The sequence below is a fragment of the Pseudacidovorax sp. DMC4 genome (assembly GCF_056314265.1).
Map to the genome: position 1 here is coordinate 78966 of NZ_JBQUYR010000017.1, position 16632 is coordinate 95597.

The window sequence follows — 16632 nt, forward strand, 5'->3', positions numbered from 1 at the left end:
ATGGCGGCCGGCCGATGCCTGCTGCTTTTGGAGGCGTCGCGCCTCATCATGGTGCTCCACATCCAGGTCCGACGGAGACAGCCATGACTACCCTGCAAAGTGCCGTGTTCCCCGGCAGCGTGCTCCAGCACCCCGAGCGCATCCACCTCGACTGCCGGGACGACGTGAGCTATTGGATGGGCGAATTCGGCGTCACCGAATCGCTGCTGCGCCTGGCCGTGGAGCGCGTGGGCGATTCGCCCGGCGCCGTGCGCCGCCTCATGCGCGACGGCTGGGGCGCCCGGCCGCCCGCCGCCGCGCCGTGGCCGACGCTCACTGCCTGAAAGCACCTACGCGGCCGCCCGGCCGCCTTCGCAGCATCGCTCCATGGCCACCGGACACTGGAGAGCACCGATGCCCCCACTGGATTTCGAGGAGGGCCTGGCCCCTCCGCTGATGCCCGCGCCGGGCACCCCGCCGGGTGAAACCTGGCTCTGGCATGTGGCCGGCCGAGGCTACGACAGCGCCCACGAGCGTGCCGCCCGTACCGACTTCGCCCAGCGGCTGGCGGCCCTCAAGGGCCACCGCTTTGCCGGCGACTTCGATCCGCAGCGGCCCGCCGGTGCACCCCAGTACGTGGTGCCCAACGACACCCTCACCGCTGCTGACGCGCGCGTCGCCGGCATCCAAGGCCCGCACGACCTGTTCGGCGGCGTCGTTCCCCATTCCTTCGTCGCCACCAAGGCCATCACCCATCCGCTGGTCGATGCGGATGCGGCGCGGCCCGAAGGCTGGTCGACCGACTTTGCCGCGCAGTCGGCCGATGCGGTGCTGCACGGCTACACCGCCTTCAGCCTGGCGGAGGCACAGCGAGCTGGCCGGATGTTGCTGGCCCGCGGGCCCGTGCGCGTGAAGGCCGTGCGCGGCACCGCCGGCCGGGGCCAGAGCGTGGCCCGCGACACCGAATCGCTGGACCGCCAGCTGGAGGCGCTGGGCGAGCCCGCCCTCGCCGCCGATGGCGTGGTGCTGGAAGAGAACCTGCGCCATCCCGATACCGTGAGCGTGGGCCAGGTGATCGTCGGCAGCCTGGTGCTCAGCTACCACGGCCATCAGCGGCTGACCTACGACAACCAGGGCGAGGCGGTGTATGGCGGCTCGCAGCTCACGCTGGTGCGCGGCGGCCTGGACGTGCTGATGGCCGAGCCCTTCCTGCCCGACGCGCTGCGCCTGGCCGTGGCCCAGGCGCGCAGCTACCACGCGGCGGTGGAGCGCAGCTATGCCGGCTTCTTCGCTTCGCGCATCAACTACGACGTGGCGCAGGGCATGGACGTGCACGGCCAGTGGCGATCGGGCGTGCTGGAGCAGTCCTGGCGCCTGGGCGGCGCTACCAGCGCCGAGATCGCCGCGCTGGAGCGCTTCCATGCCGACCCCACCCTGCAGCGGCTGCGCGCCGCCAGCGGCGAGTGCTATGGCGAGGAGCAACCGCCCGAGGGCGCGCAGATCTACTACCGCGATGTGGACCCGAGCGTGGGCCTCATCACCCGCTATGCGCTGATCCTTCCCGATGCAGACCCAGCTTGAGACCCTGCAGATCGCCGTCGACGACCAGAAGATCGACGGCACCCTGGTGGCCGCGGCCAAGGTGCCCGGCGTGCTCCTGGTGCATGGCTGGGACGGCAGCCAGGCGCAGTACCTGGCCCGGGCCCGCGAGATCGCCGCACTCGGCTGCGTGTGCCTGACCTTCGACCTGCGCGGCCACGCGCGCCATGCGGCGCAGCGGCTGGACGTGACGCGCGAGGACAACCTGCGCGACGTGCTGGCCGCCTACGACACGCTGGCCGGCCACCCCGCCGTCGACCCCACCGCCATCGCCATCGTCGGCAGCAGCTACGGCGGCTACCTGGCGGCGCTGGTCACGGGCCTGCGGCCGGTGCGCTGGCTGGCCATGCGCGCGCCCGCGCTCTACCGCGACGAGGACTGGGAAGTGCCCAAGGGCCAACTCAGCCGCAGCGATCTGGCCGCCTATCGCCTGACCTCCATCGCGCCGGAGGCCAACCGCGCGCTGGGCGCCTGCGAGGCCTTCCGTGGCGACGTGCTGGTGGTGGAGTCGGAGCACGACAGCACCGTGCCGCATCCGGTCATCGCCAACTACCTGGGCTCCTTCCGCGCCGTGCGCTCGGTCACCTACCGGGTGCTGTCGGGCGCGGACCATGCGTTGTCGAAGGAAGCCTGGCGCAAGGCCTACGGCGCGCTGCTGGTGACCTGGATGACCGAGATGATGCGCGGGCTGCATGTGGCGCCCGACATGGCGGCCTCGCGGGCGCCGGTCAGCCCGCCCTGAGGCAGGCGCCCGCGCGGCGTTCCGTTCAGTGCCGGACGGCCGTATGGGTCCGGACCCACCTCACTCCTTCGGTGAGAGACGCTTGGCACGTCCGCCGTCGAGTTGTTCGATAGCGCCGAGAAGGTGTTGTGCATTGGTTGGGTTGCGCAAAAGGTGGGCGGTGTCTCCAGTCACGGCCAGCGCAGCCAGGCTGGCGGTAAAGCCACTCACGTTGCCGCCCAGCGCCGCGGTGGCGTTGCGCGCGGCCTCCAGCACCTGGCGGCAGGCGGTGCGCATGGTGTCGCCCTGTTCGAGCCGCTGGCGCGGGCCGGAGATGGCCAGCACGCCCTGCAGCGCGCCGCCCACGCCGAACACCGGCGCGGCGGCGGAGGCCGTCTCGGGGTCGCGCTCGCCCCAGGAAGTGGCCCAGAACTGGGCGCGGATGGCGTCGGCTTCCGGCAGCTCGGGAAGGTCGGGCTCGCCTTGCAGGCCGAAGGCCATCAGCACCTTGCCCGAGGCGCCCTGGCCGATGGCATAGCCCTGGCCGACCTGCACCGAGGCGCGCACCGAGCGCGCGGGCTCCACGCGGAACAGCGCCACCCGCTGCAGGCCATGCCGCACGTAGAAGGAGGCCGTCTCGCCGCTGGCGGCGCTCAGCTGCTCCAGCAGCGGCTCGATCACATGCCCTACCTGGAAGGAGCGCTGGTACACCGCCGCCAGCCGCAGCGGCTGCGGCCCGATGGCGTACTGCCCGTCGGGCAGTCGCCGCACGAAGCCGCCGTGCTCCAGCGCGCCCAGCAGCCGCAGCACCGTGCTCTTGTACAGGCCCGTGCGGCGCGACAGCTCCGACAGCGTGAGCCGCGCGCTGTCGGCGTCGAAGGCGGCCAGCAGCGCGAAGGCCCGGTCGAGCACGGCCACGCCGCTGGAGTCGGAGGCAGCGGTGTCGGCGGCGGGATCGGCAGGCGAGGGGGCGGCGTCGGTCATGGCGGCGGCGGGAGGAGGGTCGGTTCGCGGGAGCGGCCGCAGTGTGACATGGCCGAACTGCGCGCCCGACGCGCCGGGAATGCCAGGGTTAACCCGGTGCGCCTTGGCGCTGCGGCCGGCCTACAGTTCTATCCAACAGATTGACGTTCTATCTAATAGAACTGCATGAAACAAAGGAGACCCCTGTGAAGACCTTCCACCGTCTGGCGCTGTGCGCCACGCTCGCCCTGCACGGCGCCCTGGCCGCCGCGCAGGCCGGCTTTCCCACCCAGCCCATCAAGATCGTGGTGCCCTTCCCGCCGGCCGGCGGCACGGACGTGCTCACGCGGCTCGTGGTCAACGAGATCACGGCCAAGGACACGCGCTGGAACTTCGTCATCGACAACAAGCCGGGCGCCGGCGGCAACATCGGCCTGGACGCGGTGGCCAAGGCCCGCAAGGACGGCTACACCTTCGGCGCCGGCCAGACGGCCAACCTGGCCATCAACCCCGCGCTCTACAGCCGCATGCCTTTCGATGCGGCCAAGGACTTCGCGCCGGTGGTGCTGCTCGCTTCGCAGCCGGTGGTGCTGGTGGTGCGGGCCGATTCGGCCATCCACACGCTGGCCGACCTCAAGACCCAATCCAAGACCCGCCAGCTGACCATGGCCTCCGCCGGCACCGGCACGGTGGGCCATGTGGCCGGCGAAATGTTCGCGCGCCGCGCCGGCATCCAGGTGATGCATGTGCCGTACAAGGGCGCCGGCCCGGCCATCACCGACATGCTGGGCGGCCAGACCGACATCTACTTCGCCACGCCGCCCAGCGTCATCTCGATGGTCAAGGCCGGCAAGCTGCGCGCCGTGGCCGTGACCTCGGGCCAGCGCATCGAGGTGCTGCCCGACGTGCCGACGGTGGTCGAGTCCGGCTACCCCGGCTTCGTCGCCGAGGACTGGAAGGCCCTGGTGGCGCCCGCCGGCACGCCGGCCGAGGCGGTGGATGCGCTCAATGCCGTGGCCAATGCCGCGCTCAAGCGCCCCGACGTGGTCGCCCGCCTGCGCGACGAAGGCAGCGCGGCCCGCGGCGGCACGGCGGCCGAGCTGGGTGCCTTCATGAAGAGCGAGCAGGCGCGTTGGGGCACGGCCGTTCGCGAGTCCGGCGCGCGGGTGGATTGAAGGATGGGTGCTTCGTTGGAGGGCATCCGCGTCCTCGATCTCACCAATGTGCTGGCCGGGCCCTTCGCCTGCCACCAGCTGGCCCACATGGGCGCCGACGTCATCAAGGTGGAGAGCCGCCAGGGCGGCGACCTGGCCCGGCAACTGGGTGCCGATGCCGAACTCAACCGCCGCCACATGGGCGTGTCCTTCCTGGCGCAGAACGCGGGCAAGCGTTCCATCACCGTCGACCTCAAGAAGCCCGAGGGCAAGGAGGTGCTGCGCCGCCTGGTGCGCACGACCGATGTGCTGGTGGAGAACTTCCGCCCCGGCGTGATGCAGCGCCTGGGCCTGGGCTACGACGAGCTGCTGGCCGACAACCCGCGGCTCGTCTACTGCGCCATCTCCGGCTTCGGCCAGGACGGCCCGCTGCGCGACCTGCCGGCCTATGACCAGATCATCCAGGGCATGTCGGGCACCATGAGCATCACCGGTGCGCCCGACAACGCGCCCTACCGCGTGGGCTACCCCATGGCCGACACCATCGGCGGCATGACGGCGGCCTTCGCCATCGCCGCGGCACTGGCCGACCGGCAGCGCACCGGCGGCACCTTCATCGACGTCTCCATGCTCGAGGCGGTGATGGCGACCATGGGCTGGGTGGTCTCCAACCACCTGATCGCCGGCCGCGCGCCGCAGCCCATGGGCAACGACAACTTCACGGCCAGCCCCTCGGGCACCTTCCGCACGGCGGACGGGCTGCTCAACATCGCCGCCAACAAGCAGGAGCAGTTCGAGGCCCTGTGCCGCGTGGTGGAGCGGCCCGACCTGCCGCAGGACCCGCGCTTCCGTGAGCGCCAGGGCCGCCTGCAGCACCGCGCCGAACTCAAGGCCCAGCTCGAAGCGGCGCTGGCCGCGCGCACCACCGAAGCCTGGTGGCCGCTGCTCAACCAGGCCGGCGTGCCGGCCGGGCCGGTCTACACCGTGGGCGAGGCGCTGGCGCATCCGCAGGTGGCCGGCCGCGGCATGATCGGCCGCTTCGACGACGTGCCGGGCGTGGGCCGCGACATCCGCGTGGTGCGCACCGGCTTCAAGATCGACGGCCAGGCGCCGCGTGTCGACACGCCGCCGCCCACGCTGGGCCAGCATTCCACGGAGATCCTGGCCAGCCTCGGCTACTCGGCCGGGGAGATCGCACAACTGCAAGACGAACAAGCCATATGACCGATCCCGCATCCCTGCCGGCTGGTGCTTCCGCCGGCGGCGCCAAGCCTGCCCCCGATGCCCGCCGCACCACCGAGGACTGGTGGCGCACCTCGATCATCGACATGTCGCCGGGCGTGATCCGCTACCGCGGCTACCCGATCCAGAACCTGATCCGCGAGCGGGTGAGCCTGGCCCAGATGATCTGGCTGATGACCCGCGGCGACCTGCCCACGCCCGGCCAGGCCGCGCTGCTGGAGGCCGCGCTGATGGCCGCCGTGGACCACGGCCCGCAGGCGCCCAGCATCGCCATCGCCCGCATGGCCGCCACCTGCGGCGTGGGCCTGAACAGCGCCATGGCCTCGGCCGTGAACGTGCTGGGCGACGTGCACGGCGGCGCGGGCGAGCAGGCGGTGGAGTTGTACGAGGACATCGCCGCCCGCATCGACGCCGGCGCCGACGAGGACCGCGCCGTGCAGGACGGCCTGGACGCCTTCATCGCCGCGCGCGGCAAGGTGGTGGCGGGCTTCGGCCACCGTTTCCATCCGGTGGATCCGCGCTCGGCGCCGCTGCTGGCGCTGGTGGACGAGGCCGCGGCGGCCGGCGAGGTGGGCGGGCGCTTCGCCCGCATCGGCCGCGCGGTCGAGGCGCGCCTGGCGGCCGCCAAGGGCAGGCCCATTCCCATGAACATCGACGGCGCCACGGCCGTCATCTATGCCGAGCTGGGCTTTGCGGCGCCGCTGGCGCGCGGGCTGTTCTGCCTGTCGCGCTCGGTGGGCGTGCTGGCGCATGCGTGGGAGCAGACCGCGCAGGACGTGCGCATCAAGGGCCCCATCCCGCGGCAGTACCAGCCCACCTACGACGGGCCGCCGCCGCGCGAGGTGCCGGCGCAGCGCTGAGGCTGGCGCGTCGACGGGCCGGCATGTGCGGCAGTCGGTCCGTCGACGCGCCGTGGTCGCGCCAGCGCCGGGGTCGGCGGCGCGGGGCAGGGCGGTGACGGAGGCCGGCGGCTATGCTCGTCGGCTTTCCGTCGTCTTCCTTTTCCCCAGCCCGCATGTCCTCTGCCGCCTCCCCGTTCCCCTTCGACGCCGTGCTCTTCGACTGCGACGGCGTTCTGGTCGATTCCGAGCCGATCACCCACCGCGTGCTGGTGACGATGCTCCACGAGCTGGGCTGGGCCATCACCGAGGAAGAGGCGATGCAGGTCTTCATCGGCAAGGCCGTGAAGGACGAGGCCGAGCGCATCTTCCAGGAGACCGGCGTGCGCATCGATCGCGCCTGGCTCGACCGCTTCTGGGCCCGTCGCAACGAGGCGCTGGAGCGCGAGCTGGTCGCCATTCCCGGTGCGGTGGAGGCCGTGCGTGACCTGCACCAGCGGCTGGACGGCCGCATCGCCTGCGCCTCGGGCGCCGATCGGCGCAAGGTCGAGCTGCAGCTGGCCAAGGTGGGACTGCTGGAGCTGTTCGAAGGCCGCATCTTCAGCGGCCATGAGACGCCGCGCAGCAAGCCGCATCCCGACGTGTACCTGGCCGCCGCCGCCGCCCTGGGCGTGCCGGCCGGGCGCTGCGCCGTGGTGGAAGACACCGTCACCGGCGCCACGGCCGGCGTGGCCGCGGGCGCGACTGTCTTCGGCTACAGCCCGGGCGGGCCGGGCCACAGCGGCAGCCAGGCCTTGCTGTCGGTCGGCGCGGCGACCACGTTCGAGGACATGGCTCGGCTGCCCGCTCTGCTGGCCGCGTGGACCGGGCGCTGAGCCCGGCCTCTGCCCTGCGTCCGTCGCGCCGCCGCCCTCGCCGCCTTGCCCCTGCCACCATGGGCGCCCCCCGATCCCACCGCGTCATCCACCTGCAGCCCGAAGCGCCGGAGAAGCCGCCCTACGGCGCCCCGTGCAACGGCTGCGGCGTGTGCTGTGCGCATGCGCCCTGTCCGCTGGGCATCGTGGCCAGCCGTCGCACGCAGGGCGCCTGCGCCGCGCTGGTCTGGCAGGCCGAGGCGCAGGTCTACCGCTGCGGGCTGATCGTGCAACCCGAGCGCTGGCTGCCGCGCCCACTGCGGCGCGCCGCCCCGCTGCTGGCGCGCCTGGCCCGGCGCTACATCGCCGCGGGCCAGGGCTGCGACGCGCACCTGGAGACCGAGAAGGAATGAGCGCCCGCCCGGCCACTCCGAAGGGCGCTCGCACCGCAGGCGAAGCCGAAGGCGTCCGAATGCTCGCCCGCCCGGCCGCTGGCATGCGCGTTGCACGCCTGTCCCCATGACCTCGCCATCCCGTGTCAGCGCCGTGCAGTCCGGCCATGGCAGCATCGCCGGCATGCCTGCCACTCCTCGTCCTGGCCAGTCCACCTGGCCCGCCACGCTCGCCCTGGCGGCCGCCATGGTGCTGTACGTGGGCGGGCTGCAGCTGTGGGACCAGCTCACGCCGAGCGCGCGGGCCGTGGCCCAGGGGCAGCCGCTCACCATCGGCCCGGCCCGCTTCGTGCCGGCGCCCGGCTGGCAGATGGACGTGGCCCGCTCGCGGCCCGGCCAGTCGTTGGTGCTGGTCAAGAGCGGCCACAGTTTTTCGGTGCAGACCGCCGCCTGGCATGGCGACGCCGACGGCCTGCTGCGGCGCGAACAGCGGCTGCTGGAGCGCGGCTACCGCCTGCGCGTGGAAGGCGAGCCCTCGGGCTTCTTCACCGACTGGGGCCTGCAGGGCACCACCTTCGCCTACTACGGGGCGCGCACGAGCGGTCGGCTGTGGCTGGTGATGGACGAGGCGCGCGCCACCGTCGTCACCGTCGACTTCTACGGCCCCAACCAAGACACCGACGCCGGCGCGCAGGCGCTGACCGAGGCGCAGGACATGCTGGCCTCGATGGACCTGGGCGCCGCATGAGACCGCTTGTCGTGCCGGCGGCGCCTTCACCCGCATCCGACCATGAGCCCAAGGCTCTGGCGCGCCTGCACGCCTTCGAGGCCGAGGAGCCCTTCTTCCAGCCGCGGCGGGCCGCCTTCTGGCTGATGGTGGCGCTGCTGCTGCTCGGGCTCTGGTCCATGGGTCAGCTCTACCTGTCGGGCCTGCGCGTGGTGCCGGTGGCGGCGCTGCTGGCCACGCTGGCCTGGGCGCTGTACGCGCGCCTGTTCATGGCCGCCTTCGGCGCCATGGACCTGCTGGCGCAGCACCGGCCCGCGGCCTATGGCCTCGCTTTCGCCTGGGGCGGCCTGGCCGCGCCCACGCTGGCGGCGCCGGCCAATCGCGCCATCCAGAGCCTGGCGGCCAAGCAGGTCTCGCCCGAATTCGCCGCCACCTGGGGCCCGGCCCTGGCCGGCCCCATCACCGAGGAATTCCTCAAGCTCGCGGGCGTGCTGCTGCTGGTGCAGATGGCGCGCCGGCAGTTCCGCACCGAGCTGTCGGTGCTCATCGTCGGCGCCATGGCCGGGCTGGGTTTCCAGGTGGTGGAGAACCTGGCGTACACCGTGCGCGCGGCCATCAACTTCCCGCTGGAGAACCAGGTCTATCCGGTGTTGTGGAACCTGCTGAGCCGCGGCGTGCTGTCGGGCCCGTGGACCCATGCCGCCTTCAGCGCGGTGGCGGCCTATGGCGTGGCCTGGTACCTGCGGCACACCGAGCGCAGCCGGCCGGTGCGCGTGGGCGTGGCCGTGGCCTGCTTCGGGCTGGCCTGGGCCATGCACTTCGTCTGGAATTCGCCCTGGCTGGAAAGCTGGTTTCCCAACAGCAACCTGGGCGTCAGCCTGCTGATGGTGACCAAGGGCCTGCCCCTGCTGCTGGCCGCGGTCCTGATCTGGCGCGCCGCCACGCGCGAGACCGGCGCCTACCTGCATGCCCAGGCCGAGGCGCTGGTGCCCGAGCGCGACCTGCTGGGCGACGACGAGCGAGAGCGCCTGGGCGACCCGCTGGAGCGCCTGCGCGCCCGGCGGGCCATCGGCCGCGACTACGGCCGCCGCGCGCGGCGGCTCAAGCGCCGGCTGCAGCGCGAGCAACTGCGGCTGGTGCTCAAGGCCTCCATCTATGGGCGGGGGCGCAGGACGCTGAAGAACGAGCGGCGCATCCGCCGCCTGCGCGAGACGCTGGGCGTGCTGATGGAGCCGCGGGTGGGGCGCCTGCCGTGATCCGGGCGACGCCCGGGCCTGTGCCGTTGATGAGCGGGCGCCCGGCCTGACCTCAAGGCATCGCCCGGGTCTTCCGGCTCAAGACCACCGCCAGCGCCAGTCCCGCAGCGATCACCAGCAGCGCAACAGGAAAGGCCGCCTTCACCGCCGCCGGCCCGGCGCCGTGCGAGGACAGCGCAAAGAACAGCCCCCCGATGACGGCGGTCGACACCGCCGCGCTGATCTGCAGCGTGGCATTGACCATGCCGGCCGCCAGCCCGGCCCAGCGTGCATCCACCTGGTCCACGTTCAGCCGCACCAGCGCGGGCAGCGCGATGCCCTGGCCGAGTCCGATAAGGAACAGCGGCCCCGGCAGCCATCCTGGCGCATCGACCCAGGCCAGGCCCGCGGCAGCCAGCACGCCCACCACCTCCAGGCCCATGCCGAATGCCGCGGTGTCAGCGCCCAGCCGTCGCGCCAGGGTCGCACCGCCGAAAGGACCGAGCAGGAAGCCGACGCCCAGTGGCAGCACGGCCAGACCCGCGGTCAACGGGTCGTGGCCCAGCCCCCTCTGTTCGTAGACGGCGAACACCAGAAAGAAGGGCGCCAGCGTGTAGAAGAAGAACGCGGCGGCCAGGCTGCGCCGCAGGCCCGGCGAGGCCAGCGCAGCGGGCGGCACCAGCGGCGTGCCGCTGCCCCGCTCCTGCCGCTGTTCCCAACGCCAGAACACAAGCAGGAGCGGCGGCGTGAGCGCGAGAACGCCGATACACCACGCGGGCCAGCCTCGCTCGCGCCCTTCGATGAGCGGTACCACCAGCGCCAGCAGGCCGGCGGCCAGCAGCAGCGCGCCCACGATGTCCAGGCGCGCCGCCTGCTCGGAGCGGCTGTCGCGCACCCAGGCGACGGCCGCCGGAATGGCCAGCGCGATGACGGGCAGGTTGATCAGGAAGACCGTGCGCCACCCTAGACCGAAGAGGTCGGCCGACACCAGCAGGCCGCCCAGCAACTGGCCGGCCACCGAGGCCGCGCCGAAGGTGGCGCCGTACATGCCGAGGGCACGCGACTTCTCCCCGGCCGGAAAGATGGCATGGATGGACGCCAGCGACTGCGGCGCCATCACCGCCGCAGTGATGCCCTGCAGCAGCCGGCCCGCGACCAGCACGCCCGGCGAGGGCGCGCAGCCGCACAGCGCCGACGCCACGCCGAAGCCCAGCATCCCGGCGATGAACATGCGCTTGCGCCCATACAGGTCGCCCAGCCGCCCGCCGAGGATCAGCGTCACGGCATAGGCGGCCGCATACACCGACACGACCAGCTGGGCCAGCGAAGGCGTCGCCTGCAGGTCGGACTGGATGGCGGGCAGCGCCACGTTGACGATGAAGAAGTCCAGCGGCGGCAGCAGCGTGCCGGCCAGCAGCACGCACAGGGCCAGCCAGCGGCGGGCATCGGCGCCGCTGCCTTGCTGCCCGGACGTCGAAAGGTTCATGGCCGCCTTCATGAGGACCGAGCCTTTGTGACTGTCATGACCCGGCCCTCAGTCTTGCGGCGTGAAGTCGGTCGCGATGGACAGGTCGCGCCAGGCAGCGATGTCCGCGCGGAAGGCCTCCAGCTTGCGCGCGGCCGTCCGGTGCGCCGCCGGCCCCAGGGGCAGGTGCAGCGGCGGGTTGCCGGCGTCGACGGCCTGCAGCATGACGGCGACGGCCTTGGCCGGATCGCCGGCCTGCCTGCCATCGTTGCGTTCGCGGTAGTCGCGCCGGGCATGGGCCGTCTGCGCGTAGGCGTCGATCCGGCGGGCCGCCGTAGCCATCGAGCGCCCCAGGAACTCGGTGCGGAAGGGCCCGGGCTCCACGATGATCACCTTCACGCCCAGGGGCGCGAGTTCCTCGGCCAGCGCTTCGGAGAGCCCTTCCACCGCGAACTTGGTCGCGTTGTAGAAGCCCGAGCCGGCCGAGCCCGCGATGCCGGCGCCGGACGACAGGTTGACGATGCGCGCCCCATGACGCCGGCGCAGCGCCGGCAGCGCGGCGCGGGTGGTCTCGATCAGGCCGAACACATTGATCTCGAAGACCGGCCGGTACTCGTGCGGCTCGCCTTCCTCGATGGCCCCGATGAAGCCGACGCCCGCGTTGTTGACCAGAACGTCCAGGCCGCCGAAGGTGCGCTCGGCCAGCGCCACGGCCTGCGCGGCATCGCCGGGGCGGGTGACGTCGAGCGCGACCACCTGCACGGTCTGCGGGTAGCGCTGGCGCAGGTCTTCCAGCGCGGCGACGGACCGTGCGGTGACCACCAGCCGGTCGCCGCGCGCGGCCACCGCCTCGGCCAGGGCGCGGCCCAGGCCCGCCGAGCAGCCGGTGATCAACCAGGTCTTCTTCTGCATGCTTTTCCTTTCGATGCGGTGAGCCGGCCGAGGCGCCGGCATGGAAGGAATCTAGCGATCTGAATCTGTTCGACAACTGACAGTGCTGTACGCTGCCCGTTCATTTCTGAAAGGGGTCGTGCCGTGGAGTGGAGCGATGTCCGCATCTTCCTGGCCGTGGTGCGCGCGGGCACCCTGGGCGGTGCCGCACGCGCCTTGCAGCTGAGCCATCCGACCATCGGGCGCCGGCTCCGGGCGCTGGAGCAGGCCGTGGGCCACACGCTGTTCCAGCGCACCGCGGACGGCTTTGTGCCCACGGACGAGGGCGCCGGCATCGTGGCGCTGGCCGAGCAGATGGAGGAGGGCGCGCTCGCCATGCAGCGGCGCCTGGCAGGCGGGGAAGAGAAGCTGCAGGGCAGCCTGCGGATCTCGTCGGCCGACTGGTTCGGCGCCTTCGTCCTGCCGCCGATCATTGCGGACTACGCCCGGTCGTACCCGCGCGTCGATCTCGAAGTGCTGACCGGCACGCGCCTGTTCAACCTGGCGCAGCGGGAGGCCGACATCGCGTTCCGCATCGTCCCCTTCAACGCGCCCGACGTGGTGCAGCGAAAGCTGGTGCGCCTGCCCTACGGCGTCTACATCGCCACGGCCTCACCCGACCCGGTGTTCGGCGACGGCGCGGGTTTTCGGCTCATCACGCACGACACCTCGACCGGCCAGTTCCCGGACATCGCGTGGCTGAAGACCCGCTTTCCCAACGCCCGGCCGCTGCTGGCATCGAACAACCGCAACGTGCAGGCCCGCATGAGCAGCCACGGCATCGGCATCGCCGTGCTGCCGCAGGTGGTGGGCAACCAGGTGGGCGGCCTGCGCCGGCTGCAACTGCCGGAAGAGCCGCCCGCGCGGGAGATCTGGATGGGCTACCACCGCGACCTGCGGCGGCTGAACCGGTTGCGGGCGTTCATTGCGATCGTGAATGAGCACGTGGCGGGGCTGCAGGGCTGAGGCGCCGGGCACTTGCCGAGCGGCCGCCGGCGGCGGTACGTTGCGGCTTGTCCTTATCGAGGCGGGCAGATCAGGCCGGTGCCGTCTTCAGGCGTCGTCCTCGGCCGGGGCCTCGCCCTCCGGACCCTTGAGCACCTCGAGCACCGTGTCGCACATGGCGTACATCTGGTCCACGAAGGCCGGGCCCAGGGCCGCTTCGAGTTCCTGGTAGACGGCCTCCATGTCCTCGCTCACATCCGCGAACATCTGCTGCGCCCGGCGCGAGAGCGACACATGCTGCCGGCGCTGGTCGTCCGGGTGTCGCTCGCGCTGCACCAGTCCCAGGGCTTCCATGCGCGCGAGCACGCCGCTCAGGCTGGGGCTGGAGATATGGCAGATGGCGCAAAGCTCCCGGGGCTCCAGCGTGCCGCGCACATGGAGCGCGCGAAGGATGCGGAACTGCTGCTCCGTCAGGCCCGTCTTCTTGAGCACATGGCGGAAGCGGCCCACGATGGCAGCGCGCACCTGCAGCAGCAGCAAGGGAAGGTTGCGCCGCGGCTGCGCACGGGCTGAAGGGGCGGGGGAGGGTCGACGCTGGCTGCTGCGCGCGGCGGGCTTGTTCGTCAAGATGCGGCTTCGGTCGGGCGGCCTCCCGATGGGGCGGCCTGCGGGTCGCCCGGATGGTACTGGAGCCCCCTTGCTCAGCACCCTTCAGAGCGGCGCGATGCGCGCGTGCAGCAAGGCGCTGCGCCCTTCGTCCAGCGCGCGGATGCAGCGGGCGACGGCCGCCTCGACATCGGCGGGATCGACCAGCCGCTCGCCGTGAACACCCGCCGCCTCGGCCACGCCGGCGAAGTCCATGCCGGTGGGCAGCACCGATGCGTACTCGTCCGTCGCGAAGGCCCGGCCCTTGGGGTACATGCGCAGGGTGGCTTCCTTCACCGCGGACCAGCCGCCGTTGTCGAGCACGACGGTGAAGATCGGCAGGCCGTACTCCCGCGCCACGGCCAGGGTGGAGGTGGCATTGCTGAAGTAGAAGGTGCCGTCGCCCACGAAATGCACCACGCGGGCGTCGGGCCGCGCCAGCTTGACGCCCAGCGCCGTGCCGGCCGAAAAGCCCAGCCCCCCGCCCGGCAGCCCCAGCAGCGTGCCGGGCTCGTTCCGCGGCACCTGGTCGAACACCGTGAGCGTGTTGCGGATGCCTTCGTTGATCACGGTGTCGCGGCTGTCCAGCGCCCGGTGGATGGCGGCGCACAGGTAGGCCGGGTTGATGGCACCGCGCTCGCCGGGCGCCTGAGCCGCGGCGTCGATCCTGCGCTGGCGCTCGGCATGTTCGCGTTCCAGCTTCCTCATCCGCTCCGCCACCCGTGCCTCGAAGGCCGGTGTGGCGAGCGCCTTCACCGCGTCGATCAGCTGGGCCAGCAGCAGTTCGCTGTCGCCCTCGATGCGTGCGTGGGTGGCAAAGCCCCACATCGGCATGTCGCGCTTGATGGCGTCGAGGTCCATCTGCGCCCACCAGGCGTTCGGGTTGACGCGCGTGGTCTTGGGCACCCAGGGTACGTCGACGTCCAGCATCAGGCCGACGTCGGCCTTCTCGGCGAAGGGGCCGGGCAGGTAGCCGGCAAAGCAGGGGCTGTCGCGGCGGATGTTCAGGTGCACGCTGTTGAACTCGCACACGCGCATGCCGGTGAGCCGCGCCAGCGCGTCCACCAGGGCGGGCGTGCGCGGATGGCGGCCGGCATAGGCGGTGACGAGCAGTGGGTCTTCGCTGGCGACGAGCTTTTCCGCGATCTGCTGGATCGGCGCCGGATGCGCGCCGCCGGCCTTGACCGGCCGATGGCTGGTCGCCGGAAAGGGATGCAGCTCCTGCGGCGGGCAGGGCGCGGCCAGCATCTCGCGCGGCAGCATCAGGTACACGGGGCCCGGTGGATCGCTCTGCATCACCGAGTGCGCGCGGGCGATGACTTCGGCCGCCATCGACGGCCAGGGCAGCGTGTATTCCCACTTGACGTAGGGACGCACCACGCTGCCCTGGTCGAAGGGCTCCTGCACGAAGTGCACATAGGTGTCGCGCCCGCCCTCCACCTGGTTGAAGGTGGTGGCGGGCGCACGGCCGGCCATCAGCAGCACCGGCACGCGGGCGCGGAACAGGTTGTGCATGGCCATGGCCGAGTTGGCCGTGCCGGCATCGACATGCACCAGCACCGCCTGGCCGCGGCCGGTGGCGATGGCGTAGCCGCCGGCCATGTGCAGGGCCGTGTTCTCGTGCGGGCAGAGCACCACCTGTGGCAACGCCCGCCCTTGCTCGCGCCACCGCGCCATCTCTTCGATGAGCGGCGCGTGGTCCGTCCCCAGGTTGCAGAACAGGTGTTCGACGCCGTGGTCCAGCAGCGCCTGCAGCAAATGGTGCGAGGCCGTGTGGGGGGTGGTGTCGTCGTCGGGGGAGCGTTGGAATTCCATGGGGGCGTGGTCAGTTGGTCTGCGCGGCGAGGCCAGCGGCCCGAACGGCCGGCGCGAAGGCGCTCTGCTCGGCCTGGATGCGCTTGCGCACGGCATCGGGTGCGGCGTAGTCGGCCTCGTGGCCCAGGCGCACGAAGGCCTCGCGCGTGGCGGGGTTGGCGAGCACCTTGTTCAGCTCGGCGGACAGCTTGTCGACCACGGCCCGCGGTGTCTTGGCCGGTGCGTAGAGCGCGAGCCACACCTCGAACTCGGTGCCGGGGTAGCCGGCTTCGGCCAGGGTCGGCACGTCCGGCAGGAAGGGCGAGCGCTTCTCGGACGCGACGGCCAGCGGGCGCAGCTTGCCGTCCTGGAGTTGCGCATTGAGCGGGGCCAGATCGGCCATCACCATCACGGTCCGCCCCGTCACCAGATCGGCGATGGCGGGCGTGAAGCCGTTGTAGGGCACGTGGATCATCCTGGCGCCGGCACGCTGGATCAGCATCTCGGTGCCGATGTGCGCCATCGAGCCGATGCCGTTGCTGGCATAGGCCAGCGTGCCGTCGCGCGCCTTCGGGTCGGCGAGCAGCTCCTTCGCGCTCTTGTAGGGCTGCGTGGCCGACACCGCGAGGAAGTAGGGCAGGCGCGACACCTGGCCCACCGGCGCGAAGTCGTTGAGTGGCACGAAGGGCAGCCTGGCCTGCGTGAGCGGCAGCAGCGTCATGGTGGAGCCGCCCGTCAGCAGCAGCGTGTAGCCGTCCGGCGCCGCGCGCGCCACGGCTTCGGCCGCGATCACGGTGTTGCCACCGGGCTTGGACTCGACGACGAAGTTCTGGCCCATCGCCGTCCCCAGCGACTGGGCCACGAGTCGGGCAGCGGCATCCACGCCGCCGCCCGGGGCGTAGGGAATGAGGATGCGCACGGGCTTGGACGGATAGGCCTCCTGGGACAGGCCGGCCCCCGCGACCACGGACAGCGCGACCGCGAGGACGCAACGAAATAGCTTCACCATGTCTGTCTCCTGAGTCGTGACTGCTTGGGGCGTCGCTCGGGCGGCAGATCACTAATATGTGAGCGATTGGGGGATGCTACGGGGGAAGGGGGGGTGGGGGGTCAGCAGTTACCCGCAGGATGTCGCGCCCGCTTTCAGC

Annotated in this window: 17 protein-coding genes; 11 read left to right on the forward strand and 6 right to left on the reverse strand. The window is 71.9% G+C overall.

Annotated features, from left to right (window positions below):
- The first annotated feature begins 83 nt into the window (after positions 1 to 83).
- The 3 genes from ACT54X_RS25470 to ACT54X_RS25480 all read left to right on the forward strand — a co-directional run bounded on the left by ACT54X_RS25470 (position 84) and on the right by ACT54X_RS25480 (position 2320).
- A complete protein-coding gene (locus ACT54X_RS25470) occupies positions 84 to 323 on the forward strand; it encodes a DUF3606 domain-containing protein (protein ID WP_234197810.1) in 240 nt (79 codons plus the stop codon).
- A 70-nt stretch (positions 324 to 393) separates the two neighbouring features.
- On the forward strand, positions 394 to 1560 hold the full coding sequence (locus ACT54X_RS25475) for a DUF3182 family protein (protein WP_476349342.1): 1167 nt from the start codon (positions 394 to 396) through the stop codon (positions 1558 to 1560).
- Positions 1544 to 2320 (forward strand): alpha/beta hydrolase family protein, encoded by a 777-nt coding sequence (locus ACT54X_RS25480; protein ID WP_294375160.1) that lies wholly within the window; start codon positions 1544 to 1546, stop codon positions 2318 to 2320. Before ACT54X_RS25475 ends, ACT54X_RS25480 begins: the two co-directional genes overlap by 17 nt.
- A gap of 60 nt (positions 2321 to 2380) precedes the next feature.
- On the opposite strand, the gene ACT54X_RS25485 is transcribed toward ACT54X_RS25480, so the two are convergent.
- Positions 2381 to 3283 (reverse strand): IclR family transcriptional regulator, encoded by a 903-nt coding sequence (locus ACT54X_RS25485; protein WP_476349344.1) that lies wholly within the window; start codon positions 3281 to 3283, stop codon positions 2381 to 2383.
- Positions 3284 to 3468: 185 nt separating this feature from the next.
- Between ACT54X_RS25485 and ACT54X_RS25490 the strand changes: the two genes are divergently transcribed.
- The 7 genes from ACT54X_RS25490 to ACT54X_RS25520 all read left to right on the forward strand — a co-directional run bounded on the left by ACT54X_RS25490 (position 3469) and on the right by ACT54X_RS25520 (position 9726).
- On the forward strand, positions 3469 to 4437 hold the full coding sequence (locus tag ACT54X_RS25490; RefSeq protein WP_476349346.1) for a Bug family tripartite tricarboxylate transporter substrate binding protein: 969 nt from the start codon (positions 3469 to 3471) through the stop codon (positions 4435 to 4437).
- A 3-nt stretch (positions 4438 to 4440) separates the two neighbouring features.
- Positions 4441 to 5640: a CaiB/BaiF CoA transferase family protein gene (locus tag ACT54X_RS25495; protein WP_476349348.1), complete on the forward strand. Its 1200-nt coding sequence runs from the start codon at positions 4441 to 4443 to the stop codon at positions 5638 to 5640.
- A 104-nt stretch (positions 5641 to 5744) separates the two neighbouring features.
- Positions 5745 to 6518 carry a citryl-CoA lyase gene (locus tag ACT54X_RS25500; protein WP_476349440.1) on the forward strand — a complete coding sequence of 258 codons (774 nt, stop codon included), beginning with the start codon at positions 5745 to 5747 and terminating at the stop codon, positions 6516 to 6518.
- Between the two features lie 155 nt (positions 6519 to 6673).
- Positions 6674 to 7372, forward strand: a complete 699-nt coding sequence (locus ACT54X_RS25505; protein WP_294375151.1) for an HAD family hydrolase — start codon at positions 6674 to 6676, stop codon at positions 7370 to 7372.
- 59 nt (positions 7373 to 7431) lie between these two features.
- Positions 7432 to 7764, forward strand: a complete 333-nt coding sequence (locus ACT54X_RS25510) for a hypothetical protein (RefSeq protein WP_476349350.1) — start codon at positions 7432 to 7434, stop codon at positions 7762 to 7764.
- A 106-nt stretch (positions 7765 to 7870) separates the two neighbouring features.
- Positions 7871 to 8491: a hypothetical protein gene (locus ACT54X_RS25515; RefSeq protein ID WP_476349352.1), complete on the forward strand. Its 621-nt coding sequence runs from the start codon at positions 7871 to 7873 to the stop codon at positions 8489 to 8491.
- Positions 8488 to 9726 (forward strand): PrsW family intramembrane metalloprotease, encoded by a 1239-nt coding sequence (locus tag ACT54X_RS25520; RefSeq protein WP_476349354.1) that lies wholly within the window; start codon positions 8488 to 8490, stop codon positions 9724 to 9726. Before ACT54X_RS25515 ends, ACT54X_RS25520 begins: the two co-directional genes overlap by 4 nt.
- A 52-nt stretch (positions 9727 to 9778) precedes the next feature.
- Here ACT54X_RS25520 and ACT54X_RS25525 read toward each other — a convergent pair whose 3' ends face one another.
- Positions 9779 to 11191 (reverse strand): MFS transporter, encoded by a 1413-nt coding sequence (locus tag ACT54X_RS25525; RefSeq protein ID WP_476349356.1) that lies wholly within the window; start codon positions 11189 to 11191, stop codon positions 9779 to 9781.
- A gap of 48 nt (positions 11192 to 11239) precedes the next feature.
- Complete coding sequence (locus tag ACT54X_RS25530; RefSeq protein WP_476349358.1) at positions 11240 to 12082, reverse strand: oxidoreductase; 843 nt, start codon at positions 12080 to 12082, stop codon at positions 11240 to 11242.
- A gap of 123 nt (positions 12083 to 12205) precedes the next feature.
- Here ACT54X_RS25530 and ACT54X_RS25535 point away from each other — a divergent pair, with 123 nt between their 5' ends.
- Complete coding sequence (locus ACT54X_RS25535) at positions 12206 to 13066, forward strand: LysR family transcriptional regulator (RefSeq protein ID WP_476349360.1); 861 nt, start codon at positions 12206 to 12208, stop codon at positions 13064 to 13066.
- Between the two features lie 87 nt (positions 13067 to 13153).
- Here the strand turns inward: ACT54X_RS25535 and ACT54X_RS25540 are convergent, their stop codons facing one another.
- The 3 genes from ACT54X_RS25540 to ACT54X_RS25550 all read right to left on the reverse strand — a co-directional run bounded on the left by ACT54X_RS25540 (position 13154) and on the right by ACT54X_RS25550 (position 16493).
- Complete coding sequence (locus ACT54X_RS25540; protein WP_476349362.1) at positions 13154 to 13672, reverse strand: MarR family transcriptional regulator; 519 nt, start codon at positions 13670 to 13672, stop codon at positions 13154 to 13156.
- Between the two features lie 84 nt (positions 13673 to 13756).
- Positions 13757 to 15505, reverse strand: coding sequence for a thiamine pyrophosphate-requiring protein (locus ACT54X_RS25545; protein ID WP_476349364.1), 1749 nt, complete (start codon positions 15503 to 15505; stop codon positions 13757 to 13759).
- Between the two features lie 10 nt (positions 15506 to 15515).
- Positions 15516 to 16493: a Bug family tripartite tricarboxylate transporter substrate binding protein gene (locus ACT54X_RS25550; RefSeq protein WP_476349366.1), complete on the reverse strand. Its 978-nt coding sequence runs from the start codon at positions 16491 to 16493 to the stop codon at positions 15516 to 15518.
- Positions 16494 to 16632 lie beyond the last annotated feature (139 nt).

What these genes read in the sequence shown, in the direction of transcription:
- ACT54X_RS25470 (WP_234197810.1), top strand. Translation starts at nt 84, where the DNA reads ATGACTACCCTGCAAAGTGCCGTGTTCCCCGGCAGCGTGCTCCAGCAC.
- ACT54X_RS25475 (WP_476349342.1), top strand. Translation starts at nt 394, where the DNA reads ATGCCCCCACTGGATTTCGAGGAGGGCCTGGCCCCTCCGCTGATGCCC.
- ACT54X_RS25480 (WP_294375160.1), top strand. Translation starts at nt 1,544, where the DNA reads ATGCAGACCCAGCTTGAGACCCTGCAGATCGCCGTCGACGACCAGAAG.
- ACT54X_RS25485 (WP_476349344.1), bottom strand. Translation starts at nt 3,283, where the DNA reads ATGACCGACGCCGCCCCCTCGCCTGCCGATCCCGCCGCCGACACCGCT.
- ACT54X_RS25495 (WP_476349348.1), top strand. Translation starts at nt 4,441, where the DNA reads ATGGGTGCTTCGTTGGAGGGCATCCGCGTCCTCGATCTCACCAATGTG.
- ACT54X_RS25500 (WP_476349440.1), top strand. Translation starts at nt 5,745, where the DNA reads ATGTCGCCGGGCGTGATCCGCTACCGCGGCTACCCGATCCAGAACCTG.
- ACT54X_RS25505 (WP_294375151.1), top strand. Translation starts at nt 6,674, where the DNA reads ATGTCCTCTGCCGCCTCCCCGTTCCCCTTCGACGCCGTGCTCTTCGAC.
- ACT54X_RS25510 (WP_476349350.1), top strand. Translation starts at nt 7,432, where the DNA reads ATGGGCGCCCCCCGATCCCACCGCGTCATCCACCTGCAGCCCGAAGCG.
- ACT54X_RS25515 (WP_476349352.1), top strand. Translation starts at nt 7,871, where the DNA reads ATGACCTCGCCATCCCGTGTCAGCGCCGTGCAGTCCGGCCATGGCAGC.
- ACT54X_RS25520 (WP_476349354.1), top strand. Translation starts at nt 8,488, where the DNA reads ATGAGACCGCTTGTCGTGCCGGCGGCGCCTTCACCCGCATCCGACCAT.
- ACT54X_RS25525 (WP_476349356.1), bottom strand. Translation starts at nt 11,191, where the DNA reads ATGAACCTTTCGACGTCCGGGCAGCAAGGCAGCGGCGCCGATGCCCGC.
- ACT54X_RS25530 (WP_476349358.1), bottom strand. Translation starts at nt 12,082, where the DNA reads ATGCAGAAGAAGACCTGGTTGATCACCGGCTGCTCGGCGGGCCTGGGC.
- ACT54X_RS25545 (WP_476349364.1), bottom strand. Translation starts at nt 15,505, where the DNA reads ATGGAATTCCAACGCTCCCCCGACGACGACACCACCCCCCACACGGCC.
- ACT54X_RS25550 (WP_476349366.1), bottom strand. Translation starts at nt 16,493, where the DNA reads ATGGTGAAGCTATTTCGTTGCGTCCTCGCGGTCGCGCTGTCCGTGGTC.